This window comes from Arthrobacter sp. ISL-95 (assembly GCF_018613695.1).
In the GTDB taxonomy this organism is placed as follows: Bacteria; Actinomycetota; Actinomycetes; order Actinomycetales; family Micrococcaceae; genus Arthrobacter.
In genome coordinates this window covers 86,324-109,581 of the sequence record NZ_JAGGPR010000008.1, presented here as the reverse complement: position 1 = coordinate 109,581, position 23,258 = coordinate 86,324, and the positions used below count along the sequence as shown (strand labels likewise).

Here is a 23,258-nt window from a genome sequence, read left to right as displayed (position 1 = left end):
GGGTTGGCCAAGTAATTCGGAAGGCTTATCGGCGGCGGAAAACGTCCAGGCATTTTGGGCCCTTTCAGCGAGCATTGCGCCCGTGGCTACGTTTGCAGGAAGCTATTTGGTCACCCGGGAGTCCTATTACGGAACCCTGCGGCGCAGTGTGGTGATGTCAGGGCTGAAGCAGGTGCTGATATCCAAGTACCTGGCCGCAGCGATCGTTGGTCTTTCCACGGCCATTACCGGAATAGTGCTGTGGGGCGTGAGCATGACGTTTTCGCTGCCCCTTGATGTCCTGGACAAACTGTTGGCCGCCGAGTCATGGAACCAGATGTCTGGCGTAGTGCTTGCCACCATCATGGGTTCCTTGTGGGGTTGTTCGCTGGGTTGGATCATCCGGCATTACTACGCCACCACCATACTCACCTTACTGATTCCGCTGGCCCTCGAAGTGCCGCTCCTGGGAAGCGCACCTGAAATAGCGCGCTGGCTTCCTTCTGGGGCTTTGGCGGGAATTGCGTCCCTGCCATTTGATGGTCTTCTGGACTCGTTGCCAGCCTTTCTTGTATCGCTTGGCTGGGTCCTCGCGGCAGCTTTCTGTTCAGTGCGGCTTCTCAGAGGAAAGGAGTCCTAGATGGTTCATATGGTGCCCGCTTTCCTCTCTGATATGAGGCGGCCTTGGTTGTGGCTGGTGTCAGCCATCTGCGCCCTGCTGGTGCTGGGACTCGTGGGCATACTCATTGGCATGGCCATGCTTGAACCCCAAATGCCGTCTGGGATTGACCGCGTTCTCCTGCAAGCAGGGATGTCACTCATGCTTACGGCAGCTGCGGTGGCGGGATCCTTCTCCTTCACATCGGACTATCGGGCGGGGTGCTTCACACGCCGGGTGCTGCTGTTCCAACGGGGACCGGCGTTCGCTGCCCGGGTAGCCACTACTACGTCCACGGCCCTCCTGGTTGGAGCGACCGTAGGCGTCCTGTTCGGTGTGTCCGGAGAACTCGTGACCGGTGCCTGGGGAGTCACACTTCAAACAGTCCTGGCCTTCGCCTGTACGGCGGCCATGGGGTCGCTGTGGGGCTTTGCTATCGGATCCCTCATACGCGGCCACATGGTGAGCCTCTTCGTTGTGCCTCTGAGCTTGGTACTTCCGGGGCTCCTGGCCAGTAGGTTGGGCCAGGCCGAAAAGTTCCTCTTCCCTGTCTTGGCCGCTGACTGGGCTGATCAAATAGCTGTCCACATACCAGCATCCGGTTCTTTTGTAGGAGCCGCAATCTGGCTTGTAGTAGTTATAGCGGTTGCTTACGGGGTGTTCCTGAATCGGGATCTGGCCTGACATTTCATCTACTTCAATTAAGGAATTCGCAATGAACCGCAGTCCGTTGGTTTGGCTCTTTTTGGCACTGATTCTCGGCGCCTATGCTGTGTCCATTTTCGTCTCCACTTCAGATCAACCTTGGTGGTCCACGCTTTCCGGAATCGTCATCGCGGCTGCATCCCTGGTGGCGCTGTGGAGGTTCAGCCGGGAGGTAAAGAAGGACCGCCGACCCTGAGCAGTTCGCTACTGAGCTACCCGTTACCTGCCGGGCTTGCTCGGTTTCACTACCATCGCAGAACCTCCGCCACGGCGTTCAGGCTCCGCGGCCGCAGTCAGCGATCCGTCCTTGTTGAACTCAATGGCGGTTGCGGCGCCGATCTCGGCAGCCGAAGTAAAGGCGTCACCAGCCGGAACCAGATCATGTCCAAGCGACTCCAAGGCAGGACCGTAGGCATCGATGAACGCAGGCTCGGAGCTGACCGTGGCACCGTTTCGCGGAGAAGTACGTGGCGCAGCAAGGGCCTCGGAGACTGTCATTCCCAAGTCCACGCGGTTCAGGATGGTCTGCAGCACCGTCGTGATGATGGTTGAACCGCCAGGGGAGCCCAGTGCCAGGAACGGCTTCTGGTCCTTCAGGATGATGGTGGGCGACATTGAGGACCGCGGCCGCTTGTTCGGTTCGATCCGGTTGGGATCCTTGGGGTCATAGACGGTGCTGAAGTCAGTCAGCTCGTTGTTGAGCAGGAACCCTCGGCCCGGAACGACGATTCCTGAACCGCCTGTCTGCTCAATTGTCAGCGTGTATTCCACAACGTTGCCCCACTTGTCGGCGACCGTCATGTTGGTGGTGGAGATGTTTTCTGTATCCGTTTCATTGGCGAGGGGCGCCGCGGCAGCCGGGCACGCGCCGTCGTACGTCTCTACATTGCCGGGGGCTACAGGCTTGGGCGCGGCTGCCAGTGGATCAATCTCGCAGGAGCGTTCCTTGGCAAAGACATCATCCAGCACTGCCTTGGTAGGGACATTTACGAAAGCAGGATCGCCAACGTATGCACCACGATCCGCGAATGCCAGCGAGCTGGCCTCGATGTAATGGTGCAGGGCATCCACTGGTTTCATGCCTTTGAGGTCGTAGTTCTCCAGGATGTTCAGCGACTCACCCACTGTGGTGCCGCCACTGCTGGAAGGAGCCATGCCGTAGACCTCATAGCCGCGGTACTCAACCTTGGTTGGGTCTTGGTCCACCACCTTATAGTTGGCCAGATCCTGGGTGGTCATGAAACCGACGGGGACGGGAAGCTTGGTTGTGGCGGTCTTCGGCGGAGCCTGCACTGTGTTGACGATTTCCTCGGCAAGTGGGCCGCCGTAGAAGGCGTCCGTGCCTTCTTTGGCGAGTTGCCTATAGGTCGCCGCGAGGTCGTGGTTCTTGAAAACACTTCCGACGGCGGGCGCGTCACCGCCGGGAAGGAACAGGTCCTGTGTGGAGGTGAACGCGTCGAAGCGGAGCTTGTTGTCCAACGTTTGTTGCCGGAAGGTCTCGTCCACAACAAAACCACGGTTTGCCACCTTGATAGCCGGCTTCAGGGCCTCACCGAGGTCCAGAGTTCCCCAGCGTTCCAGCGCCCGCTCCCATGTTGCGGGAGAGCCGGGTACGCCCACGGAAACGCCACTGGTCACGAGTTCCGGCGTGAAGTTATAGGGCTTTCCCTCGGGGTCTGCGGGATTAATGAAGGCGTCGGTCGGCATGCCCGCGGGCGCGGTTTCGCGGCCGTCGATGGTCCCAACCTGCTTGGTCTTCGCGTCATAGAAAACGAAGTAGCCACCGCCACCGATGCCTGCACTGTAGGGCTCGGTGACTCCCAGGGTTGCTGCTGCGGCGACGGCGGCGTCGGCAGCATTGCCACCCTTTCTTAGGACTTCGATAGCGGCTGCGGAAGCTTCGGGATCCACGGTGCTCACGGCGCCGCCATATCCGCTGGCCGTGGCTGTCTTGTCTGTTTCGCGCGGGTCTGCGAAGGCCGGGCTGGCCATCGCGCCGCTCGTCGCGGTCAGCGCCAAGGCTGCCGTGACCGCGGCCAGTTGACGTCTCACATGTGTCATGGTGTCTCCCAGAGTTGTTCCAGACGATGATGTGGGTGGACGGTCCGGTCACCCTATCGCGGGGTTCGGTGGGGAACAACGGTTGATTCTTGACGCAGAATCGGTATTCAGGCCGTGTCTGGGCCTCTCCGTGCAGCGATGATCCGGACCCCCAGGCCAACCAGCCCGACGGCCAAGGCCAACAACACCGTGGGCACAGCGCCGCCGTCGGGACCTAGGGCTGCTGTCAAAACTTGCCTGCCCATCAGCAACATTTCAGGAATGTCGCCAGCGATCACCCGCGTCCCCAGAACTGACTGGACGGCAGTAAAAACGGCAGGAATGACCCACAGGAGTGCAAGGTTCACGACCCAAATTGCCATGCGGCCCAGCGGCTTCACCCCACACCAAGCCAAGGCACAACCGACAATGATCGCAGGGATCCAGTGGGCAATGATTGAGACCTCGATCGGCACATTGCTGTGCCCCACCGCCCCAACCACCCATTCAACGGCCCAGGACGTAAATGGGACCGCCATAAGTCCGCATCCAAGGGTTGTTGCCACAGTGGACCTTGAAGAAATCAGCAAGAGAGCCACGACCGCGGCGAGGATGGAGCCAATGACGCCAGCCAACAGTCCTGCACGGTAGTACTCAGCCAGGGTTCCGTCCATCAAACCTTGGTCGAGAAGCGAGAATGATTGCACGGTGGCAGTTATGTGGACCACGAGTAGTCCGAGGACAGCGCACCACGTAGTGAGTCGCCGTCGGACCGGAGCCCAGATGCGTACAGCCAGCCCGGCCGTTGCGCCACCCGTCGTGAGGAGGGCAACGATGGTGAGCACTTCATACTGACTCAGTGGCAGGAGCGCCAAGGGCATCTGGTCCGGCATGACCTGCGTAGCCCACAGGTTCTGAAGCGGCAGCTTCGCGCCTGAAATCCACCAAGGGGCGAGGCCGAGTGCCCCGGCAAGGACGCCGATCACTATTGCCAGGACGGCGTTGCTGCCCGCGCCACGTGGACGCCTTTCCGCTTCGCGCTGTTGCTCTGTCGCCGGCACGGCATGACTCACGGAAGCTCCTTGGATAAGGCTGGGACGGGAGTCACCAGAATACTTCATCGAATGGACTAATTGGAGAGGTTTTCCTGTTGCGTGCGGGCCGCCACCACTAACTTTGGTGGTTGTCGGATCACGACGCGGCTTGAAGGCGGCGTGTCGGTTGGGATTGGGGATCAATGTAGGTGGTGGCCGCACGCCTGCGGATCAAACAACCAACCGCAGCGGCCGCTGCCCCAACTGGATGGTGATCTCCTGCCCCCATGACGCCGTCAGCCGGTCATCTTCCATGCCATCGCCGAACACCACCAGCTGATCGGAAGCCACGGTAACCCGCAGGACTTCGCCGGAGTCCAGGACGCCTTCAGTCAGTGTGGCGCCGGTGACGGGGGAGGGCCACGCTTCGCGGACGAACCACGCGAGCCGCGGATCGGTGGGTGCCGGCGAGGCACGCCCGCCGCGCTCCAAGGCGATGGAGGCGCACCAGCCGGTGGCGCCTGTACCGGTGGAAACGATAAGGCCCGACGACGATTGCCGCTCGGTTTGTCCGCCGGGCTGGGTGAAACTGGGCGCGGTGACGGTGTACTTCGCCGACTGGTGTGAGGCGTGCCCGACGAAGACTTCGTTGAGCGCGGAAAGCTGCTGACCGTCGTCGAGCGTTGCCGTCACGGTGGTGAGGTCTTGGCAGCGAAGGCGGGCAACGTCGCCGGCACCCAGGAGAGCTGCAGCCGCCGCCGGAGTATGCCGGACAAGGACGCCGGGGTTGGCGCCCGGCTCCGGGTCGATGCCGATCACCGGTTGGCCGTTCAGATACTTGGCAACGTTCGCCACCAACCCGTCCTGCCCCACCACGGCAATGATGTCCTCGGCCGTGAGTAGGAAGCGGCTGAGGTCCGCGCGTTCCACTTCTGCCTGCCGCCAATCGGAAGGTACTGCCGCCCTAATGGTTGCGAGTGCGGAAGTGAGTCGATCGTGACGGTCCTGCACGTCCTGGATGCTGCGGCCACGGGTGCGGAGGAAAAATTCGGCCTGGCCCCGGGTGGCATGCCGGTCCAGGAGTTCCTGGAGTTCGGTTCGCCGGTGGACGATGACGATGCGCGGGGTTGCCATGATGGGTCCTTACTTGGTGGCTTCAACAGTAACGGCCGGTTCCTTGAACAGCCCGGCCAGTGCTCCGCTGAGCAGGTCCGGGGTGATGGTGAGGTTCCCGATGTTCGGCAAGCTGCCGGCTGCATCTTTGAGTGCCAAGGCGAGGAGTGTGGCTTGCTCCATGCTGCGGTAGACCTCCATGGTGGCGGCTTCGCGGGCTGCAGCTGCTTCGCCGACCAGTCGGATCTGGTTGGCCTCGGCTGCTGCACCAATACCCTGTCGTTCAGCTGAACCCTGCGCCTCGATGAGTCCTGCCGCAGCTTTCTCTTCAGCTGCGCGGCGGGCGTTCGCGCCTTCCTGTGCCACCAGGTTTTCACGGCGGACGGCCAGTTCGATTTGGCTCGCCATCTCGTTCTCGGAAATGGTGCGTTCACGTTCGACGGCGACTGCCCGCCTCTCGTACACAGCCCGGTCCGCTTCGGCTTGGAGCTGCTCGCGAACCGGAGTCTGCAGTGCGCGTTCAACATCGGATTCGGGCCGCACAGCGAGGACCTGCACGCCGAGGATCTCAATGCCGGTGGACTGCAGCCTGGCGTCGGCCCGCAACGCTTCGGTGAGGACCAGTCGGAGTTGGCTCACCCCGCGTTCCAGTGCTTCGGCCAGAGTGGTGGTGGCGATCTGGTCGATCGCGTGGCTTTGGCACAGCTGGCCGATGATCGTGGACACCTGCTCGCGTCCGGTTGCCGGGGCCTTGCCCGCATTCTGCAGTCCGAAGTCGAGGCGGGTAGAGACAGCCACGGGATCAATGAAGCGGTACGTCACGTTGGCCTGAACGCTGACGTCCTGGTGGTCGCGGGTGATGGCGTGGAAGAGGGTGGGCAGTTCCTGATCATCCACGGGAACCTCGCTGAGGACGGAGTTCGCGGGGCGGAAGAAGAACGCCTGTCCAACTCCTTGGTGCTTGACTGCGCCTTTCTGCAGGTGGACGACGTAACCGGTGGGGCTGCCGAGGAAGTGGCTGACCCAGGGGTAGCGCTTGATGATGGCCATGATGTTCTCGCTTTCACTTGTTGTCGTCAGCTTGACGATAACTCAACAGTAGGGGCGATCCATCTTTATTGTCAATATGACGATAACTCTCTACGATTGATGCATGCCTGCATCCCATCCGGCGCCCGAGCGCTTCCCGGTGACGGTCGACGTCGTGGCCCTCACCGTTCGCGAAGGCGAGCTGAACGTCCTGCTCATCACCCGACTCATCGAGCCCTTCCGCGGCAAGCTCGCACTTCCCGGCGGCTTCGTCCTCGTGGGCGAGGAATTGCTTGAGGCGGCGGGCCGGGAGCTCGCGGAGGAAACCGGCGTCGAGAATCTCCCGGGACATCTGGAGCAGTTGGGGAGTTATGGCCCGAAGGGGCGCGATCCCCGCGGCGACGTCCTCACTGTGGCGCACCTGCTGCTCGCGCCGGACTTTCCGGTGCTGTCGGCGGGCAGCGACGCTGAACAGGCCGCTTGGTACCCGGTGCGGGAAGTCCTTGGCGGGACGCTTGAGCTGGCCTTCGACCACGCGCGCATCCTCGACGACGCCCTGGAACGGGCAAAGTCCAAGCTCGAATACTCACCCTTGGGTGCCGCATTCTGCGACGAGGAATTTACCATCGCCCAGCTCCGCGCCGTGTACGAAGCGGTGTGGGGTACGCGCCTGGACCCGCGGAACTTCCACCGAAAAGCGACGGGGACGCCCGGTTTCCTGGAAGAAGTCGGACGGATGACAACGGGCGACGCCGGACGGCCGGCTGCGCTGTTCAGGCTAGCCCCCGAGGCGCGTCCGACGCCGGGCCAACCCACGCGGGCGGTCCTGAACCCGCCGCTGATGCGCCCACGCGATTAATGTACCTGCGTAACCAACGAGCTGACTCAGCCCGGGGAGAGCAAACGCTTTATTGAGGGCTCACTAGGACGCTAGCTGTCCCTCAGTTGGATGAGAGCGCAGGTTCCTTGTTGGCGGAGGTGATGGCCCGGTTCAGCTGTGCCAGTAGGTTTTCAGGTTTACCGTTGGCGTCCACCTTAACAAAGTCGGGATATTCAGGCAGAGAACGGTACGCATCCCGGAATGCCCCCAGATCGGCCACTGTCTCCTGGTCCGTGCCACGTGCCATGACCCGCTCGTGGGCAACGGCGGGGTCCGTGTCGAAGTGAACGTGCAGGTCAGCTGCGGGGAGTTGCTCCAGTAGCCACGGAAGCAGCTTGCCGCGGCCCAACCCGGTGGTCCGGCGCAACGCCAGCTGGCAGTGGAGGTGGCGATCCATCACCACCAAGCCATCAAAGTGCCTGGCCCGTGCATGGTTCACCAGCACATTGAACAATCGAACGCCGGTTTCAATGACGTCCGTAACGCGTGGTCCCAACTTCCACCCATACCGCGCCGAAAGGATGGACATCCTCCGGCGGGCAGCGTGATTACTGAGCAGCAGGGCGCTTCGTCCTTCAGCGCGAGCCGAATCGACCAAGGCGCGGGCCGCCGTCGTTTTCCCTGAGCCGTCAATTCCCGTCAGAACAATGAGCATGAGCCCTCCCTTCGTCTTGTGTACAAACTCGTTCCATGTACAACGCAGGGAGGCCGCCACTTGTGCCGGCTGAGGTGCAGATCACACCTGCGTGGGCTTAGTCCGCAGGCCGCCAGGTGAACTGAGGCCGTTGGCGGTTCAGGAATGCGCGGATGCCGATCCCCATGTCCGAACTCTCCGGCATGGCCGACCACGCGTCCGCCCACTCCTGGTCAATGTCTGCCAGACCATAACCGGGGGTCCCGGGCAGGTCAATCAGTCGCTTCATCGAATGCATGGAGAACCGGGAGCGGCTCCGCAACGTGCTGACAAGCGCTGCGCACTTCTCCTCAAAGGATTCGGAAGGCACGACGTCGGCCACCAGCCCGAGCGACCGGGCCTCGGTTGCGCTGAACGTCAGTCCGGTAAGGAGAATGTACTTCGCATTGGCATGTCCCACGAGCCGGACGAGCCGTTCGATGCCCGGGCGGGGGTAGATGATCCCAATCTTGGCCGGGGTCAGCCCAATCACTGCGCGTTCGTTGGCGATGATGAAGTCACAAGCGGAGGCGATCTGCCAGCCACCGCCCATGCAGGCACCATCCACGAAAGCGACGGAGGGTTTGGACAGGGAAGCGATGGCAGAATCGGCCCCACTGAGATGATCCACGGAGGTGCCGTCCGGTTGGGGATCCACCAGCACCGAAGCGAGTTCACTGATGGAAGCCCCGGCGCAGAACGTGTCCCCGGCACCCTTCAGCACCACCACGGCAACATTCGGATCGGCGTCCAGGCGCGGCATCAGTTCCTGGATCTCCAAGCACATGGAGCGTGTCAGCGCGTTTCGCTGCGCCGGATTGTAGATCTCCACAGTGGCCACGCCATCGGCAATGGCGGCGGAGATGCGGCCGATACTGGAGCGCGCTACGTCGGAAACCGTGGTCATCGCTGTGCTCCGATCTTTGATGGCCCGCACACAATGCGGCCTTCGCGCTCAAGCCGTGTGACGTCGTCGTGAGTCATTCCAAACTCCATCAGTACATCCGCGGTGTGCTGACCCAGCAGCGGAGGGGGTGTGAGGATTTCGCTGGCCTCGCCATCCAAGCTGAGCGGGCCGCGGAGCAGGGGGAGCTCGGAGCCGTCCAAGCGCTCGCGGTGCTGCACCAGGCCCAAGGCGACAACTTGCTCCGAAGCGAGGGCCTGCGTGTAGTCATATATGGGGCCACAGGGGATTCCTGCCCGGCTGATCAACGGAACCCAATCGGCGGCGGACTTGGCGGCAAGGGCAGTTTCAATGAGCTCCGACAACTGATCCCTGTTGGCCGATCGGTCCGCTCCCGTGATGAACCTGGGATCCTCCACGGCGAAGGGAACGCCCAGCAAGCCGCAGAACGCCCGCCATTGTTTGTCACTTCCCACAGCAATATTGATGGACTCCGTGGCCGTGGCGAACATGCCGTACGGGGCGATCACAGGGTGGTTGTTGCCCTGCGGGGTGGGTGCCTCGCCGAGGCTCAGCGCCTTCTGTCCTTGGAACGCGGAGAGATTCAGGGCGGTCTCCAAAAGCGAAGTGGACACCCGGCTGGGGCGCTCGCCGTTCCGGGTTCCCAGGAGGGAGGCAACGATTCCAAACGCGCAGATCATTCCCGAGGTGATGTCCACGATCGGCACGCCCACCCGGTAGGCCGAGCCTGGTCCAGGACCGGTCACTGACATCAGCCCGGACATTCCCTGGATGACTTGATCCAAGCCGGCGTCGTCCTTAAGGGGACCGGTGTTGCCGAATCCGGTGACGGATCCCACCACGAGCCCAGGGTTCAACTCGTCCAACCGGGCAGGAGTGAAACCCATTTTCTCCAGCGTGCCGGGCTTGAAGTTTTCCACCAGGACGTCTGCTGCGGCGATCAGGCTGGAGAGGATTTCGCGTCCCTCGTCGGAGTAGAAATCGATGCACACGGACGCTTTGTTGCGGTTGACGGAGTCGAAGTAAAGGCTATGGCCGTCCTGGAACGGGGGCCATTGGCGGGCCGTGTCACCCCCGTTCACGCTTTCCACTTTGATGATTTTCGCGCCCATATCGGCTAGGAGTGCGGTGCAGTAGGGGCCAGCGAGGGCTCGGCTGAGGTCGATCACGGTTATTCCGCGGAGTGGTTTGAGCATGGTGGGCACCTTTCGGGCGTTGAAGAGGCAAGAAGCGGGAGCGGCAACGCCCGTTCTGCGCTCAAAATGTCGCTGGTTCACTAGATGAACCGTTGGTTCATTTTGGGAAGTCGCCTGTAATGTAGGGCACTGAGGGAAGTCGGTCAAGCGGGAGTGTGGATGAGTACGCAGAGCGTGGTCACAGCGATTCGTGTGTTGGAGGCGGTCTCGGACAACCAGCCGGCGGGCTTGTCTGAGCTGAGCCGCGAGGTGGATGTACCCAAGGCGACGGTTCTGCGCATGCTCAGGACGCTGGGGGAACTGGGGTGGGTGGCACAGTCCGAGGCTCAGGCCGGAAAGTGGGTCCTGACCAACCACGCATTTGCTGTTGCAAGCCGGGGAAGCAGCGGTTCGGTCATCCGTGACGCCGCCATGGGCCCACTGAACGCGTTGCAGTTGGACACCACCGAGACCGTTCACTTGGCTGTGCCGGACCGCGGCTACATGCTGATCATTGAGCGCCTGGATACCCCGCACGTGCTGCGGGCGTTCCTGCCCCTGGGTTCGCGGCTTCCCATGCACGCTTCCTCCACGGGAATGGCCTATCTTTCGGCAGCCGACGAGGCTTTCGTGGATGACTATCTTGCCGGACCGCTCGAAGCGCTGACTCCCCAGACCGTAGTAGACCCTGCCCGGCTTCAGGCGATGATCGCAGACACCAGGGCCAGGGGATACTCCATCAATGAGCAAGGCCTCAGTACGGGAATCACCTCAATTGGTGTTCCCTTGCTGGGCTCGGGCGGTGTCGCGGCAGGTTCAATCTCCATTTCCGGGCCGTCAAGCAGAATCGTGCCCGCTAAGTATCAGGAGTACGGCGAGGCAGCGGCGGGGACCGCTTTGGAGATCAGCCGGGCTCTGGGAGCGTTCTCCACAAAGGGGTACTAAGTTTCCTGTCCAGCTACTTCGTTCCGGCGTAATGCACGCCTATCATGATGCTATGTACGTACCCCTCACGGGCCAAGGGTCCGTTTGAACTAATTCCGTGGGGGTACGTAAGCGATATAGGGGAGAAATTCCCTGATCGGTGCCCGTTGGCATGGGTGGCGCTTCAGAAATGGAGTACCAGCGGACGCCTTCCTGAATAGACAACAGTTATTGAAAGGGATGCGTAGCTCAATGAACACACTATTAATAATCGCCGGTGTAATCGCGATCATCTTGCTCCTGGTAGGCGGATTCAATCAGGCTCTCAGCTTCCTGCTGTGGGTGGGAATCATCCTGCTGGTGCTGGCCCTGATTGGCTGGGTAGTGGGCCGAGGCCGGTCGCGCGTATGACAACAGACCCAAGCGAGGTTGCCGGTTTTACCCAGGTTCGCGATGGGACTACCACGCCCGGTCATCCCATTCCAAGGGACCCTGGAATGCCCGATTCAAGTAGCCAGGTGCCTGTAGGTGATGCATCGTCGGAAAGTCCGGACGACGCCGTCGATGCCGGTCCCAGCGAATCGGCCAGTCCGCCTGGACCGGCAGAAGAAAAGGACGAGGAGACCGCGGACTCGCGTGGTCTGACTACCGAAACCAATCCCACGGATTGATCGGCACCAGCGCGGCCGCGAACAGGAGATATCCAGTCCGCGGCCGCGCTCTCTTGGCAAACCATGATCCAAGGTTTGCCCGCTAATTGCCGGATTGTCTTTAGCGTTTGGGAAATGAATGCGAATCGGTTCAATCATCGGGTTGTTCGTGGTGGTGTGGCTCATTATCGGAGCCATTGCTGCCGGTCAGCGGGGATACTTTACTGCTCCCCCTGCGCAGTGTTCACAGTTCGCCACCATTGCGTTGAATATTGTGGCCGGCCCGCTGAATTACACGGGCATGGATCCTCAAGGTGGCTGTGAGATCCCGCAACCGTCATGAGTAAATCCTCGCGAAGCCTGGCCGTTGTCCTTGCTTTGTTGGCGGTGATCGCAGGCTTGGTCAGCGGATGTTCGCCGCGCCCCTCGGCGGACACTTTGGAAGGACCCGCCAAGGAGGTTTCTTCCGCGGTGCGCGCTGCCAGCCTTGCGGTGGACCTCAGGATGACGGACAGCACGACGGCGTCAGCGGCATCCACCGCGGCCGATGACATGCTCGGCGAGGTGGAAGCCGCCACGGACAAGATCCACGGATTCGACGCACCCACGCAAGAAGAACGCACACTGCGGAATGACGTGCTTGCGTCCTTTTCCGCCATTTCCCGCGCGCTCCTTCACGCCCGTGATGTCCTGACGGCGTCTTCCGGGGAGCCTGCGGCCTCCAGCGATGGGCAGGCCAGGTTGGCTACAGTGCAGGCAGAGCTGCGAACGGCCACAGACCAACTGGACTCCCTCATGACCAAGGCCGGCATTCAGTGAAACGGCTCCTCGGTGTTGCACTGGGCATCCTGACCGCGATCGGGGGCTTTGTTGACATCGGGGACCTGGTGACAAATGCCGTGGTGGGCTCACGGTTCGGGTTGTCGCTGGCATGGGTGGTGGTGATCGGCGTCCTAGGTATCTGCCTCTTCGCCAATATGTCGGGCCGGGTAGCAGCAGTGTCGGGCCGGGCTACTTTCGAGGTGATCCGTGAGCGGATGGGACCACGAGCCGGACTGGCCAACCTGGGTGCGTCCTTCCTGATCAACCTCATGACAGTCACAGCAGAAATAGGCGGCATCGCCTTGGCCCTCCAACTGGCCAGCGGCGTGTCCTATATGCTCTGGGTTCCCTTCGCACTGCTGGCAGTGTGGCTGGTGATCTGGCGCGTGAAGTTCAGCATCATGGAAAACGTCACCGGGCTCGTAGGCCTGTCCTTGGTTGTCTTTGCCGTTGCACTCTTCCTGTTGAAGCCGGATTGGGGTGCCTTGGCGGGCCAAGCGTTCACTCCATCTGTCTCTGGCGAGGAGAGTGTCGGCGCCTATTGGTATTACGCGATCGCACTGTTCGGAGCTGCCATGACGCCATATGAGGTGTTTTTCTTTTCCTCGGGTGCGGTTGAAGAAGGCTGGAAGGTCAAGGATCTGGTCCAGTCACGGATCAACGTCCTCATGGGTTTCCCGCTGGGAGGTTTCCTGTCCATCGCGATCGCCGCTTGCGCCGCCGTCGTGCTTCTGCCGGCTGGCATCAGCGTCACCACACTGTCGGAAGTGGTGCTACCCGTGGCGCAGGCAGGCGGCCAGCTTGCGCTGGCTGTCCTGATCTTGGGCATCGTGGCGGCGACCTTCGGGGCGGCCTTGGAAACCACTCTTTCCAGCGGCTACACCTTGGCCCAGTTTTTCGGATGGCCGTGGGGCAAGTTCCGCCGCCCTGCGGCCGCTTCCCGATTCCATGTGGCCATGATGGTGGTTTTGTTGGCCGGTGTGGCCGTTCTGGCAACGGGAGTCGATCCCATCCTGGTAACCGAGTACTCCGTGGTCTTCTCAGCCATAGCCCTGCCGCTGACCTATTTGCCCATCCTGATTGTTGCGAACGATCCCCAGTACATGGGAAAGCACGTGAACGGCCGGGCTGTAAATGTTGCGGGTCTGGTGTACTTGGTCATCATCCTGGTTGCCTCGCTCGCCGCCATTCCCCTCATGATTGCCACGGGAGCTGGCGCATGAGCAAAGCCAAGCGCATCCATCCACTCAAGATCCGGCCAGCCCCGCGGCCGGCGGGTCTGGTGCTTGATGCCCAGTTGCACTTATTGGACCGGCAGATGTTGGACGTCGACGGCGTCCCCGTCAGCACGGTGGATGACGTCGAGTTGAGCGGTCCCGAACCTGATGAGCGGATTCCCGAAGGCGCCGAGGCGCCAGTCATTTCGGCGTTGCTGACCGGGCCGGTGTTGGGGACGCGCATCTTTGGCGGCAGGCCGCCGTCGAGCAGGTTGATCCGCATTCCATGGAGCGTGGTGGCCGGAGTGGACACCGTGGTGAAGTTGGGAGTACGTTCCGACTCGCTTGATGCCTCATGGGTGGAACGCTGGTTGCGTCACCATGTCATCCCGCGGATTCCGGGAGGTCGTCATGATCCTCACTGACGTGCTGGGCAGTGATGTGGTGGACAACAGTGGGCAGCGGCTCGGGGAGGTCTCGGATGTCCGCTTCGCGGTGGATGCTTCACCGGGCCAGCTCCTGAGTAAGGCGAGGATGGTGGGAATCGTTGTAAGCCCCCGCACGGCTTCGTCTTTTCTGGGGTACGAACGTCGCGGGATAACGCAGCCTTGGCCGGTGGCCCAGCTGCTTCGCTGGCGGCACAGGGGATCGTTTCTGGTGTTATGGGAGGACATCGCAGTTATAGGTCCGCGGGAAGTGGTGCTGCGTCCGGGGTTCACAGCCTACGAGTCCACGCTGGCATTCTAGACCCCGAATGGCCTTTTACTAAGTTTGCTGACTATTATCGTCAAAGGCATGGACATGCCACCAAGGAGCCTTATAGGTTCGAAGTGTTCCATTAACACGTTCCACCGCTCAGGGAAAGGACAGTTCACATGGACAAGCAGAATGCCACACCGGAAGAGGAAGTGGGAGGCTACGGCACTCCTACCGCGGAGCAGGAAGCCGGCGGAGGCCAGGCACAGCCCCGCGTGGAAGAAGACATCGATGAGGCCTCCCTCGGAGAGGGCACTGGCGCGCCAAACCTCAGCCACCTGAATCCGGAGGATTCAGATAGTGCGGGTGAGCCCGGTGCGGGCCGATTCGGCGGGACCGAAGAGCAGGCCCACGCCGAGCAGTCCTCGCTGCCTGACGGCAATGACGATAGCCTGCCGGACGGCAGCGGCAACGACCTCCCCCAGGAAGAGTCCCCCAACGACGATGACGAAGAAAGTTTCGACGCCGGCTAAGAGCTTTGGCTGGCGCGCTTTAGACAGGCGCGCCACTGGTTAAGCAGCCAGCTGGCTGGCGCGCCACCAGCAGTACAGCATGAGCACCCGAGACGCGATCGAAGGAGCAACCTATGGCTACGGTCAATAAGTCAATCGAAGTAGATGTCCCCGTATCTGTCGCCTACAACCAGTGGACACAGTTCGAGACCTTCCCCCAGTTCATGAATGGAGTGGAGGCCGTAGAACAGATTGACGAAACGGGCCTTCACTTTTCAACCAACGTGGGCGGGGTGAAGCGCGAGTACAACGCGCAGATCATCGAGCAGGTCCCGGACTCCTTGGTGAGTTGGGCCAGCGTGGATGGTCCCCGCAACGGAGGCACCGTGAGCTTCGAACCCCTGGACGCCGGGCGGACGCGGGTGAACGTTGAGATCGTGTGGGAACCCGAAGGCTTCGCTGAAAAGGCGGGCTCAGCCCTTGGCGCGGACAGCCTGAGGGTTGGCGCAGATCTGGACAAGTTCAAGAAGTTCATCGAAGCTCAGGGCCATGAAACGGGTTCTTGGCGCGGCACGGTGTCCGGGGGAGATGTTGATGACACGGGTGAGACTTTTGGCAGTGGAGTAGCAACAGCCGAGTTCCCGCCGGCGGATCCGGACCTCTCCGCACCTGCGGCGGACGTTTCCGCGCCCGCGGCCAATGAAGGGCCGGCAGAACCGCCGCAGCCCCGCGCACCAGGCCTCTAGCTGGGGTTCTCTGGCGTGAGGCCTTGAACTGACTCACACTGGAGATATAAGCAATGGAGTAGCTCCAACGAGGGCCGGCCACTGAAAAGGGCCGGCCCTCGCGGCACCCCCGAAAGATAGGAGTTCCGCGGCCATGGCACCCCTCGGCACTGTGGAAGTTGAACAGAAATTCGACGCCGATGCGTCCACCCAACTACCGGCCCTGGAACAGTTGGAGGGCATCGGAAAAGTGGGTGAACCGGCGAGCCACAGCCTTGAAGCCATTTACTTTGATACACGGCACCTGGCCCTCGGCGCCCGCGGGATTACGCTCCGCCGCCGCACCGGTGGGCCGGACGCCGGTTGGCACCTGAAGCTCCCGCACAGTGCGGGAAGGAGAACGGAGATCCAAGCACCCTTGGGTTCTGCGGACACTGTCCCTGTTGAACTCATGGACCGCGTGATCGCCTACACCCGGGGCCATGCAGTGGCTGCCGTCGCGACGCTGAACACGGAACGTACCAGCTACTCCTTGTACGGCAACGACGGTCGCCGGGTGGCCGATTTCGTGGATGATCACGTTCGCGCCCGGTCAATGCTCGGCGAACCGCGCGAGCTGACCTGGCGGGAGTGGGAGGTGGAGTTGGCTGCGCCCGATGAAGCAGACGATGCGGACGACGCCATGCTGAGTTCATTAACCAAGCAACTCTCGGATGCCGGAGCAAAGCCGAGCGAGCGCACCTCCAAGCTGGCTACAGCATTGGGCGATGCATGGCCCGCTTCGAAACGGACGGAGCGTGAAGAGCCCAGCGGCGACGGGCCAGCAGCGGTTCCCGTGCTCCATTATGTGGACGAGCAAGTGGCCGAGATGCTCCTCCAGGACTCTCACGTACGCCTTGCCCGTGACGATTCAGTCCATCAAATGAGGTCCCAAATCCGCCGGATCCGGGCCGTGCTGCACGGTTATAGGGCGCTTTTCGAACCGGACGCTGTGAAGGATCTGGAACGGGAGCTGAAATCGTTGGCCAAGACCCTGGGCCGGTACCGGGATGTGGAGGTCTTGCACGAACGGCTCAAGGTCAGCCTTGATGAACTGCCGGGGAAGCTGGTCCTGGGTCAGCTCGGGGACGAGCTGGAAGAACGTATGACCCTGAGGGCCACTAATGCGATGGCAGCCGTGAGGAACCGATTGAACAGCCCCCGCTACTTCACGTTGCTGGACAACCTGGAGACCTTCCTTGAGGACCCACCGCTAACATCAAAGGGTTCCGCGGAGGCAAAGAAGAGCACCGCAAAGCTCGTCAACAAAGCCGGCAAAAGGCTCTGCAAACGACACGACGCAGCGGTGGGTGCCGCCGTCGGGCCTGAACGTGACAAGGCATTCCACGAAGTCCGGAAGGCCGCCAAAAAGCTACGCTTTGCCGCAGCGGCGGTGGAAGCCATTCACGGCAAACGTGCGGTGAAACTGGGGGATGCCGCCCACAGGATTCAATCGATCCTCGGCGACCACCAGGACAGCGTCATGGCCCGCGCAGAACTGCTGAAGCTGGGTTCCGCGCCAGGCATCAGCAACGGTGCTTTCACGTATGGAGTGCTCCATGCGATGGAACGCACCGCCGCTGACGCGACGCTGGAAAAGTACCTCCGGAAGGGCAATAAGGCGCGGAAGCTTCGCCTTAAGAAATAGGGATCTACTTCTTGAGGAACGCCAGCAGGGCCTCGTTGATCTCTGCGCCGTGAGTCCAGAGCAGGCCGTGCGGTGCGCCGTCGATCTCCAAGTATTCGGCGCTGGGCAAGGCGTCCTTGAATCGCCGTCCAGTGGCGTCGATCGGCAGGATGTTGTCAGCCGTGCCGTGAACAATCAGTGCCGGGACGTCAATCTTGGGAATGTCGGCACGGAAGTCCGTCAGCCACGTGGGCTGGGCGGCTATGGAGGCGAAAGCACCGGACTTGCTGGCGAGGTTCCAGCTGGCGTCCACGGATTCCTGGCTGAGACGCTCGGTGCCAAGGAAGGTGTCGGTGTTGTAGAAGTTCTTGAAGAATTCGGTGAAGAAGGCGTACCGGTCCGCCTTCACGGACGCGGCGAGGCCATCGAAGACGTCCTGCGGGACGCCGTCGGGATTGTCGTCGGTTTTCAGCATGAAAGGCTCCAACGAACCGAGGAACACGGCCTTGGCAACGCGGGCCGAACCGTAAGTGCTGATGTAACGCGCAGCTTCACCGGTACCCATGGAGAAGCCCACCAAGACGGCATCGTTTAGGTCCAGCGTGTCCAGCACGGTCTTCAAGTCAGCGGCGAACGTGTCGTAGTCGTAGCCCTCAGTGGGCTGGCTGGACTTGCCGAACCCGCGGCGATCGTAGGTGATGACACGGTATCCGGCGTCGAGCAGTGCGGCAGTCTGCTTCTCCCAGGAGGACCCATCCAAGGGGTAGCCGTGAATCAGGACCACTGCCTGGCCGGTCCCGTGGTCCTCGTAGTAAAGCTCGATCTCAGTGCTGTTTTCGTTTCCGACGGTAATGTAAGCCAAAACTCAAGTCCCTTCGATGCGGTTCAACACGAACGTTTCCAGCCTACTGTCCGGGGCAGACACCCGCCCGGTTCTACAGATTGGTCATCCGCTCGCCCGCTTCGTTATAGCGGCCGCCCTCCACAGTGATCTTCGACGCGGCTGCCTCAATCTCGTGCAGCTCAGCAGGTGAAAGTTCGACGTCGGCTGCGGCCAGGTTTTCTTCGAGGCGGTGCAGTTTCCGAGTTCCGGGAATCGGCACGATCCACGGCTTTTGTGCCAGCAACCATGCCAAGGCGATTTGGCCCGGCGTCGCGCCTTTTCGTTCAGCGATTCCGGCGAGCAGGTCCACTACGGCCTGGTTGTTCTGCATGGCCTCCGGGGTGAATCGGGGGATGGTGCTGCGGATATCGTTGCCGGATTCGAAGCTGGTGGAAGCGTTGATGGTGCCGGTCAGGAAGCCTTTGCCCAGTGGGCTGAAGGGAACAAAGCCGATTCCAAGTTCTTCGCAGACGCCCAGGACTTCTTCCTCCGGACGACGCCACCACAGCGAGTACTCACTTTGGACGGCAGCCACAGGGAGGACCGCATGGGCTCGCCGGATGGTCCCTGCGGCTGCCTCGGACAGGCCGAAGTGCTTCACCTTTCCAGCTTCGACGAGGTCCTTGACGGCACCTGTCACGTCCTCGATGGGGACGTCCGGGTCAACGCGGTGCTGGTAGTAAAGGTCCAGAGAGTCAACCCCCAGCCGCTTCAGTGATCCTTCGACTACTTCCTTGATGACCTCGGGACGGCTGGTGACTTTGCCGCTTGGCTTCCGCGCTGCGGGGTCAATGTCCCAGCCGAACTTGGTGGCAATGACTACCTGGTCCTTGAACGGGGCAAGAGCTTCGCCGACGAGTTCCTCATTGGCATAGGGTCCGTAGATCTCGGCTGTGTCAAAGAAGGTCACACCCCGCTCAACGCCCGTGCGGATGAGCGAGATCATGTCCTCACGGTCCGGCCGTTCGCTGTAACCGCCGGTCATGCTCATGCATCCCATGCCAAGAGCGGAAACCTCCAGGCCGCCGGTGCCGAGTGTGCGCTTTTCCATGGTTGTTCTCCTATGCTTTGCGGGCAGATGGCTACTTCGACGTTATGGGGCCACGGCAGGCCGAGGGAGTCCCTGACATTACCCCTCACGTCCCTCTAGTTGCCCACAGCAACCAGACGTAAACTGGCCTTCGGTTCACAACGCTTTGGCTCGGAGACCCCATGCTGTGGAAGGTTCTTGTTCGTTTCCTGCGGCCGCATCAGCGGCTGCTGATCGCCGTCGTCGTCTTCCAACTGGCGCAGTCCATCGCCTCCCTGTACCTTCCCACGCTGAACGCCGACATCATCGATAACGGTGTTGCCGCCGGCGATACGGACTACATCCTGCGCATAGGCGGGCTCATGCTGCTCATTACTTTGCTGCAGATCGCGTGCGCTGTGGTGGCCGTGTACTTCGGCGCGAAGGCCGCCATGGGGATGGGCCGTGACCTCCGCGACGCGATTTTCAGCAGGGTGGGGGAATTCTCCGAGCAGGAGGTCACCAGGTTCGGGGCGCCGTCCCTCATCACCCGCTCCACCAACGACGTTCAGCAGGTCCAGCAGCTGGTCCTCATGTCCTGCACGCTCATGGTCGCGGCTCCCATGCTGAGCATCGGCGGGGTCATCATGGCAGTGCGGCAGGACGCGCAACTATCCTGGCTGATTGCGGTATGCGTGCCGGTGCTGCTGGTGGCGGTCGGGCTGATTGTCACGCGCATGGTGCCGCTCTTCCGCAAGATGCAGGTCCGGATCGACGCCGTGAACCGGGTCCTCCGAGAGCAGCTCACCGGTATCCGCGTGGTGCGGGCGTTCGTCCGGGAGGACATGGAAGCCGCCCGTTTCGCGAAAGCGAACGACGACGTCACTGACGTTGCGCTCCGAGCCGGCAGGCTGATGGCGCTCATGTTCCCTGCGGTCATGTTGGTCATGAACGTTTCCTCCGTGGCGGTGATCTGGTTCGGGTCCTTCAGGATTGAGGACGGCTCCATGCAGGTGGGCACCCTGATCGCGTTCCTGAGCTACCTCATGCAGATTCTCATGTCGGTCATGATGGCCACGTTCATGGCCGTGATGATTCCGCGCGCATCCGTTTCCGCCGACCGGATCGGCGAGGTCCTGGAGACCGAATCCAGTGTCCAGCCGCCGTCCAACCCTGTCACGGGCGGCGTCCGCCGTGGCGAACTGGAAATGCGCGACGTCGGATTCGCCTACCCGGGTGCCGAGCAGCCGGTGCTGAGCGGGCTTTCGTTTACCGCCCGGGCGGGGGAGACCACCGCGATCATCGGCAGTACGGGCGCCGGTAAAACCACGCTCGTCAACCTCATGCCCCGGCTGTTCGACGCCACGTCCGGGTCAGTTCTGATGGACGGCGTAGACGTCCGTGAGCTGCACCCGGACCTGCTCTGGGGTCATATAGGTCTGGTGCCGCAGCGGCCGTACCTGTTCTCCGGGACGGTGCGCAGCAACCTTCACTACGGCAAGCCGGACGCCACTGAGGACGAGCTGTGGCAGGCGCTGTCAGTGGCCCAAGCCCGGGACTTTGTGGAGGAAATGGAGGGCGGGCTGGATGCGGTCATTTCGCAAGGCGGCACCAACGTTTCGGGCGGCCAGCGGCAACGGCTCGCGATTGCCCGGGCGCTGGTGAAGCAGCCGGAGCTCTACATCTTCGACGACTCCTTCTCGTCCCTGGACACCGCCACCGATGCCCGTCTCCGGCAGGCTCTCAAACGCCACACCAACAGCGCCACGCTGGTGATCGTTGCCCAGCGCGTCTCAAGCATCGCGGACGCGGACCAGATATTAGTGCTCGACGACCGCAGGATCGTTGGGCGCGGAACTCACGATGAGTTGCTGGAGACATCCGAAACGTACAGGGAAATCGTGTCCTCCCAGCTCGCGGCGGAGGAGGCGGCATGAGCGCAGTGTCAGCCGGTCCCCGTGGTCCTCAGCGGCCAGCCATGGGTCCCGGCCGCGGTGGTCCTTTTGCCGGGATGAACATTCCTGCCGAGAAAGCTTCCAACTTCTCGGGCTCAGCGCGGCGGTTGTTGGGAACCTTGCGGCCGGAGCGGTTCTGGCTGACGCTGGTGCTGATTTTCGCCGTGGTGAGTGTTGCCCTGTCCGTCATCGGGCCGAGGCTGCTTGGCGAAGGCACCAACCTGATCTTCGCCGGCGTCGTCTCAAAGCAGCTTCCCGCCGGCGCCTCCAAAGCCGGGGTGATCGCCGGTCTGCGCGCCTCAGGCGAGAACAGCAAGGCCGACATGCTGAGCGCCATGAGCCTCACGCCCGGCGTCGGAATCGACTTCACCGCGCTGGCCTCTGTACTGCTGTGGGCATTGGCCCTGTATGTCCTGGCCTCAGCGTTCGGTTGGATGCAGGCGTACGTGCTCAACGGCGTCGTGCAGCGGACCGTTTACCGCCTCCGCGAGCGGATCGAAGCGAAAATCCACCGCCTGCCCCTCCGCTATTTCGACTCCATCCAACGCGGCGAGCTGCTCAGCAGGGTGACCAATGACGTGGACAACATCTCCCAAAGCCTGCAGCAATCCATCAGCCAAGTGGTCTCGTCCCTGCTGACGGTGCTGGGTGTGCTGGTGATGATGTTCCTACTCTCGCCACTGCTGGCCCTGATTGCCTTGGTGACCATTCCCTTGACGCTGGGAACCACGCTGCTGATCGCCAAACGATCCCAGAAAATGTTCGTGGCGCAGTGGAAAAACACGGGGGAGCTCAATGGCCAGATTGAGGAAACTTACACCGGGCACGCTTTGGTGAAGGTTTTTGGGCGGCAGAACGAGGTTCAGGAAAAGTTCCGCGCGAAGAACGGCGAGCTGTATCAGGCGAGTTTCGGGGCACAGTTCGTGAGCGGCCTGATCATGCCGGCCATGACTTTCATAGGGAACCTGGTGTATGTGGGAATCGCCGTGGTGGGTGGTCTGCAGGTGGCCTCCGGTTCCATGCAGCTGGGCGATGTCCAGGCCTTCATCCAGTACTCACGGCAGTTCACCATGCCCTTGGCTCAGCTGGGGTCCATGGCCAACATGCTGCAATCCGGCGTAGCCTCGGCGGAACGGGTGTTCGATCTCTTGGATGAGGACGAAGAGTCCATTGAGCCTGCACCTGTTCCCCAGTCCGGTCCGGCGCGCGGCCGTCTTGTGTTTGAGAACGTGTCCTTCCGCTACTCGCCGGACAAGTCGCTCATCACGGACCTCAGTTTGGTAGCTGAACCGGGGCAGAGCATTGCCATTGTGGGGCCGACAGGAGCAGGCAAGACCACCTTGGTGAACCTCATGATGCGGTTCTACGAGCTGGACTCCGGACGCATAACGCTCGACGGCGTGGACATCGCCTCGCTCTCACGGCAGGAACTTCGGTCCCGCATGGGCATGGTCCTCCAGGACACTTGGCTCTTCGGCGGGACCATCCGTGACAACATCGCTTACGGTCGCCCCACGGCTTCCGAGGCCGAGATCATGGAGGCGGCGCAGGCCACCTACGTGGATCGGTTCGTGAAGTCGCTGCCCGAGGGGTATGACACCTTACTGGACGACGAAGGCGGCAACGTCTCGGCGGGCGAGAAGCAGCTGCTCACTATAGCCAGGGCCTTCCTGTCCCGTCCCTCGGTGCTGATCCTTGATGAAGCCACCAGCTCAGTGGACACTCGAACCGAAGTGTTGGTCCAGAACGCCATGAATGCCCTGCGCTCGGACCGGACCAGCTTCGTCATCGCCCACCGGTTGTCCACCATCCGGGACGCCGATCTCATCTTGGTGATGGAGGCCGGGCAGATTGTGGAGCAGGGGACGCACTCGGAGCTCCTGGCAACGGGTGGGGCTTACTCGCGGCTGTACGAGGCACAGTTCGCGGCGCCTGCGGCTTTTGAGCCCTAGATTTATTGTGGGCAGTCTTCCGTTGTCCGTCACTGT

26 protein-coding genes are annotated in these 23,258 nt (G+C 61.8%); 17 read left to right on the top strand and 9 right to left on the bottom strand.

Annotated features, from left to right (window positions below; genetic code table 11):
* The first annotated feature begins 82 nt into the window (after positions 1-82).
* Genes J7I86_RS12630 through J7I86_RS12620 form a run of 3 tightly spaced genes read left to right on the top strand, consistent with a single transcriptional unit; the run spans position 83 to position 1,538 of the window.
* Positions 83-619, top strand: coding sequence for a hypothetical protein (locus J7I86_RS12630; RefSeq protein WP_286179725.1), 537 nt, complete (start codon positions 83-85; stop codon positions 617-619).
* Positions 620-1,321: a hypothetical protein gene (locus J7I86_RS12625; RefSeq protein ID WP_214820331.1), complete on the top strand. Its 702-nt coding sequence runs from the start codon at positions 620-622 to the stop codon at positions 1,319-1,321.
* Between the two features lie 31 nt (positions 1,322-1,352).
* The gene (locus tag J7I86_RS12620; protein ID WP_214820329.1) at positions 1,353-1,538 is read left to right on the top strand and encodes a hypothetical protein; all 186 of its coding nucleotides are present in this window, start codon (positions 1,353-1,355) and stop codon (positions 1,536-1,538) included.
* Between the two features lie 23 nt (positions 1,539-1,561).
* Here J7I86_RS12620 and ggt read toward each other — a convergent pair whose 3' ends face one another.
* From ggt to J7I86_RS12600, 4 genes are all read right to left on the bottom strand, one after another.
* Entirely contained in the window at positions 1,562-3,403 is a 1,842-nt protein-coding gene (gene ggt, locus J7I86_RS12615; RefSeq protein WP_214820327.1) for a gamma-glutamyltransferase, read from the bottom strand.
* Positions 3,404-3,510: 107 nt separating this feature from the next.
* A complete protein-coding gene (locus J7I86_RS12610; protein WP_309476728.1) occupies positions 3,511-4,455 on the bottom strand; it encodes a hypothetical protein in 945 nt (314 codons plus the stop codon).
* Positions 4,456-4,647: 192 nt separating this feature from the next.
* Complete coding sequence (locus J7I86_RS12605; RefSeq protein WP_214820325.1) at positions 4,648-5,550, bottom strand: hypothetical protein; 903 nt, start codon at positions 5,548-5,550, stop codon at positions 4,648-4,650.
* A 9-nt stretch (positions 5,551-5,559) separates the two neighbouring features.
* Complete coding sequence (locus J7I86_RS12600) at positions 5,560-6,579, bottom strand: SPFH domain-containing protein (RefSeq protein ID WP_214820323.1); 1,020 nt, start codon at positions 6,577-6,579, stop codon at positions 5,560-5,562.
* 103 nt (positions 6,580-6,682) lie between these two features.
* Between J7I86_RS12600 and J7I86_RS12595 the strand changes: the two genes are divergently transcribed.
* On the top strand, positions 6,683-7,417 hold the full coding sequence (locus J7I86_RS12595) for an NUDIX domain-containing protein (protein WP_214820321.1): 735 nt from the start codon (positions 6,683-6,685) through the stop codon (positions 7,415-7,417).
* Positions 7,418-7,499: 82 nt separating this feature from the next.
* On the opposite strand, the gene J7I86_RS12590 is transcribed toward J7I86_RS12595, so the two are convergent.
* The 3 genes from J7I86_RS12590 to J7I86_RS12580 all read right to left on the bottom strand — a co-directional run bounded on the left by J7I86_RS12590 (position 7,500) and on the right by J7I86_RS12580 (position 10,232).
* Entirely contained in the window at positions 7,500-8,093 is a 594-nt protein-coding gene (locus tag J7I86_RS12590; protein ID WP_214820319.1) for an AAA family ATPase, read from the bottom strand.
* Positions 8,094-8,190: 97 nt separating this feature from the next.
* A complete protein-coding gene (locus J7I86_RS12585) occupies positions 8,191-9,018 on the bottom strand; it encodes an enoyl-CoA hydratase/isomerase family protein (protein ID WP_214820317.1) in 828 nt (275 codons plus the stop codon).
* A complete protein-coding gene (locus J7I86_RS12580; RefSeq protein ID WP_214820315.1) occupies positions 9,015-10,232 on the bottom strand; it encodes a CaiB/BaiF CoA-transferase family protein in 1,218 nt (405 codons plus the stop codon). Before J7I86_RS12580 ends, J7I86_RS12585 begins: the two co-directional genes overlap by 4 nt.
* Positions 10,233-10,391: 159 nt before the next feature.
* Here J7I86_RS12580 and J7I86_RS12575 point away from each other — a divergent pair, with 159 nt between their 5' ends.
* The 11 genes from J7I86_RS12575 (at position 10,392) to J7I86_RS12525 (ending at position 17,444) form a co-directional block, all read left to right on the top strand.
* Positions 10,392-11,156: an IclR family transcriptional regulator gene (locus J7I86_RS12575; protein WP_214820313.1), complete on the top strand. Its 765-nt coding sequence runs from the start codon at positions 10,392-10,394 to the stop codon at positions 11,154-11,156.
* A 231-nt stretch (positions 11,157-11,387) separates the two neighbouring features.
* Entirely contained in the window at positions 11,388-11,546 is a 159-nt protein-coding gene (locus J7I86_RS12570) for a hypothetical protein (RefSeq protein ID WP_018778776.1), read from the top strand.
* An 86-nt stretch (positions 11,547-11,632) separates the two neighbouring features.
* Positions 11,633-11,806, top strand: a complete 174-nt coding sequence (locus tag J7I86_RS12565; RefSeq protein ID WP_214820311.1) for a hypothetical protein — start codon at positions 11,633-11,635, stop codon at positions 11,804-11,806.
* Positions 11,807-11,924: 118 nt separating this feature from the next.
* Positions 11,925-12,128 carry a hypothetical protein gene (locus J7I86_RS12560; RefSeq protein WP_286179723.1) on the top strand — a complete coding sequence of 68 codons (204 nt, stop codon included), beginning with the start codon at positions 11,925-11,927 and terminating at the stop codon, positions 12,126-12,128.
* Positions 12,125-12,604, top strand: a complete 480-nt coding sequence (locus J7I86_RS12555; RefSeq protein ID WP_214820309.1) for a hypothetical protein — start codon at positions 12,125-12,127, stop codon at positions 12,602-12,604. The genes J7I86_RS12560 and J7I86_RS12555 overlap by 4 nt, the downstream gene beginning before the upstream one ends.
* Positions 12,601-13,830 carry an NRAMP family divalent metal transporter gene (locus J7I86_RS12550; protein WP_214820307.1) on the top strand — a complete coding sequence of 410 codons (1,230 nt, stop codon included), beginning with the start codon at positions 12,601-12,603 and terminating at the stop codon, positions 13,828-13,830. Before J7I86_RS12555 ends, J7I86_RS12550 begins: the two co-directional genes overlap by 4 nt.
* Positions 13,827-14,249 (top strand): hypothetical protein, encoded by a 423-nt coding sequence (locus J7I86_RS12545; protein WP_214820304.1) that lies wholly within the window; start codon positions 13,827-13,829, stop codon positions 14,247-14,249. Before J7I86_RS12550 ends, J7I86_RS12545 begins: the two co-directional genes overlap by 4 nt.
* Entirely contained in the window at positions 14,236-14,571 is a 336-nt protein-coding gene (locus J7I86_RS12540; protein WP_214820302.1) for a PRC-barrel domain-containing protein, read from the top strand. Before J7I86_RS12545 ends, J7I86_RS12540 begins: the two co-directional genes overlap by 14 nt.
* A gap of 128 nt (positions 14,572-14,699) precedes the next feature.
* Complete coding sequence (locus tag J7I86_RS12535; RefSeq protein ID WP_214820300.1) at positions 14,700-15,053, top strand: hypothetical protein; 354 nt, start codon at positions 14,700-14,702, stop codon at positions 15,051-15,053.
* Positions 15,054-15,166: 113 nt separating this feature from the next.
* Complete coding sequence (locus tag J7I86_RS12530; protein WP_214820298.1) at positions 15,167-15,778, top strand: SRPBCC family protein; 612 nt, start codon at positions 15,167-15,169, stop codon at positions 15,776-15,778.
* Positions 15,779-15,911: 133 nt separating this feature from the next.
* Positions 15,912-17,444, top strand: a complete 1,533-nt coding sequence (locus J7I86_RS12525) for a CYTH and CHAD domain-containing protein (RefSeq protein ID WP_214820297.1) — start codon at positions 15,912-15,914, stop codon at positions 17,442-17,444.
* 4 nt (positions 17,445-17,448) lie between these two features.
* Here the strand turns inward: J7I86_RS12525 and J7I86_RS12520 are convergent, their stop codons facing one another.
* Both J7I86_RS12520 and J7I86_RS12515 read right to left on the bottom strand, forming a co-directional pair.
* Positions 17,449-18,285, bottom strand: a complete 837-nt coding sequence (locus J7I86_RS12520) for an alpha/beta fold hydrolase (RefSeq protein WP_214820295.1) — start codon at positions 18,283-18,285, stop codon at positions 17,449-17,451.
* Between the two features lie 73 nt (positions 18,286-18,358).
* A complete protein-coding gene (locus J7I86_RS12515; RefSeq protein ID WP_214820293.1) occupies positions 18,359-19,357 on the bottom strand; it encodes an aldo/keto reductase in 999 nt (332 codons plus the stop codon).
* A gap of 161 nt (positions 19,358-19,518) precedes the next feature.
* On the opposite strand from J7I86_RS12515, the gene J7I86_RS12510 reads away from it, so the two are divergent.
* On the top strand, positions 19,519-21,252 hold the full coding sequence (locus J7I86_RS12510; RefSeq protein WP_214820291.1) for an ABC transporter ATP-binding protein: 1,734 nt from the start codon (positions 19,519-19,521) through the stop codon (positions 21,250-21,252).
* Positions 21,249-23,222, top strand: a complete 1,974-nt coding sequence (locus J7I86_RS12505) for an ABC transporter ATP-binding protein (RefSeq protein ID WP_286179722.1) — start codon at positions 21,249-21,251, stop codon at positions 23,220-23,222. The genes J7I86_RS12510 and J7I86_RS12505 overlap by 4 nt, the downstream gene beginning before the upstream one ends.
* Positions 23,223-23,258: the final 36 nt, after the last annotated feature.

What these genes read in the sequence shown, in the direction of transcription:
- J7I86_RS12590 (WP_214820319.1), bottom strand. Translation starts at nt 8,093, where the DNA reads ATGCTCATTGTTCTGACGGGAATTGACGGCTCAGGGAAAACGACGGCG.
- J7I86_RS12555 (WP_214820309.1), top strand. Translation starts at nt 12,125, where the DNA reads ATGAGTAAATCCTCGCGAAGCCTGGCCGTTGTCCTTGCTTTGTTGGCG.
- J7I86_RS12525 (WP_214820297.1), top strand. Translation starts at nt 15,912, where the DNA reads ATGGCACCCCTCGGCACTGTGGAAGTTGAACAGAAATTCGACGCCGAT.
- J7I86_RS12565 (WP_214820311.1), top strand. Translation starts at nt 11,633, where the DNA reads ATGCCCGATTCAAGTAGCCAGGTGCCTGTAGGTGATGCATCGTCGGAA.
- J7I86_RS12605 (WP_214820325.1), bottom strand. Translation starts at nt 5,550, where the DNA reads ATGGCAACCCCGCGCATCGTCATCGTCCACCGGCGAACCGAACTCCAG.
- J7I86_RS12570 (WP_018778776.1), top strand. Translation starts at nt 11,388, where the DNA reads ATGAACACACTATTAATAATCGCCGGTGTAATCGCGATCATCTTGCTC.
- J7I86_RS12560 (WP_286179723.1), top strand. Translation starts at nt 11,925, where the DNA reads ATGCGAATCGGTTCAATCATCGGGTTGTTCGTGGTGGTGTGGCTCATT.
- J7I86_RS12540 (WP_214820302.1), top strand. Translation starts at nt 14,236, where the DNA reads ATGATCCTCACTGACGTGCTGGGCAGTGATGTGGTGGACAACAGTGGG.
- J7I86_RS12535 (WP_214820300.1), top strand. Translation starts at nt 14,700, where the DNA reads ATGGACAAGCAGAATGCCACACCGGAAGAGGAAGTGGGAGGCTACGGC.
- J7I86_RS12580 (WP_214820315.1), bottom strand. Translation starts at nt 10,232, where the DNA reads ATGCTCAAACCACTCCGCGGAATAACCGTGATCGACCTCAGCCGAGCC.
- J7I86_RS12595 (WP_214820321.1), top strand. Translation starts at nt 6,683, where the DNA reads ATGCCTGCATCCCATCCGGCGCCCGAGCGCTTCCCGGTGACGGTCGAC.
- J7I86_RS12620 (WP_214820329.1), top strand. Translation starts at nt 1,353, where the DNA reads ATGAACCGCAGTCCGTTGGTTTGGCTCTTTTTGGCACTGATTCTCGGC.
- J7I86_RS12515 (WP_214820293.1), bottom strand. Translation starts at nt 19,357, where the DNA reads ATGGAAAAGCGCACACTCGGCACCGGCGGCCTGGAGGTTTCCGCTCTT.
- J7I86_RS12530 (WP_214820298.1), top strand. Translation starts at nt 15,167, where the DNA reads ATGGCTACGGTCAATAAGTCAATCGAAGTAGATGTCCCCGTATCTGTC.
- J7I86_RS12545 (WP_214820304.1), top strand. Translation starts at nt 13,827, where the DNA reads ATGAGCAAAGCCAAGCGCATCCATCCACTCAAGATCCGGCCAGCCCCG.
- J7I86_RS12585 (WP_214820317.1), bottom strand. Translation starts at nt 9,018, where the DNA reads ATGACCACGGTTTCCGACGTAGCGCGCTCCAGTATCGGCCGCATCTCC.
- ggt (WP_214820327.1), bottom strand. Translation starts at nt 3,403, where the DNA reads ATGACACATGTGAGACGTCAACTGGCCGCGGTCACGGCAGCCTTGGCG.
- J7I86_RS12575 (WP_214820313.1), top strand. Translation starts at nt 10,392, where the DNA reads ATGAGTACGCAGAGCGTGGTCACAGCGATTCGTGTGTTGGAGGCGGTC.
- J7I86_RS12625 (WP_214820331.1), top strand. Translation starts at nt 620, where the DNA reads ATGGTTCATATGGTGCCCGCTTTCCTCTCTGATATGAGGCGGCCTTGG.
- J7I86_RS12600 (WP_214820323.1), bottom strand. Translation starts at nt 6,579, where the DNA reads ATGGCCATCATCAAGCGCTACCCCTGGGTCAGCCACTTCCTCGGCAGC.
- J7I86_RS12510 (WP_214820291.1), top strand. Translation starts at nt 19,519, where the DNA reads ATGCTGTGGAAGGTTCTTGTTCGTTTCCTGCGGCCGCATCAGCGGCTG.
- J7I86_RS12505 (WP_286179722.1), top strand. Translation starts at nt 21,249, where the DNA reads ATGAGCGCAGTGTCAGCCGGTCCCCGTGGTCCTCAGCGGCCAGCCATG.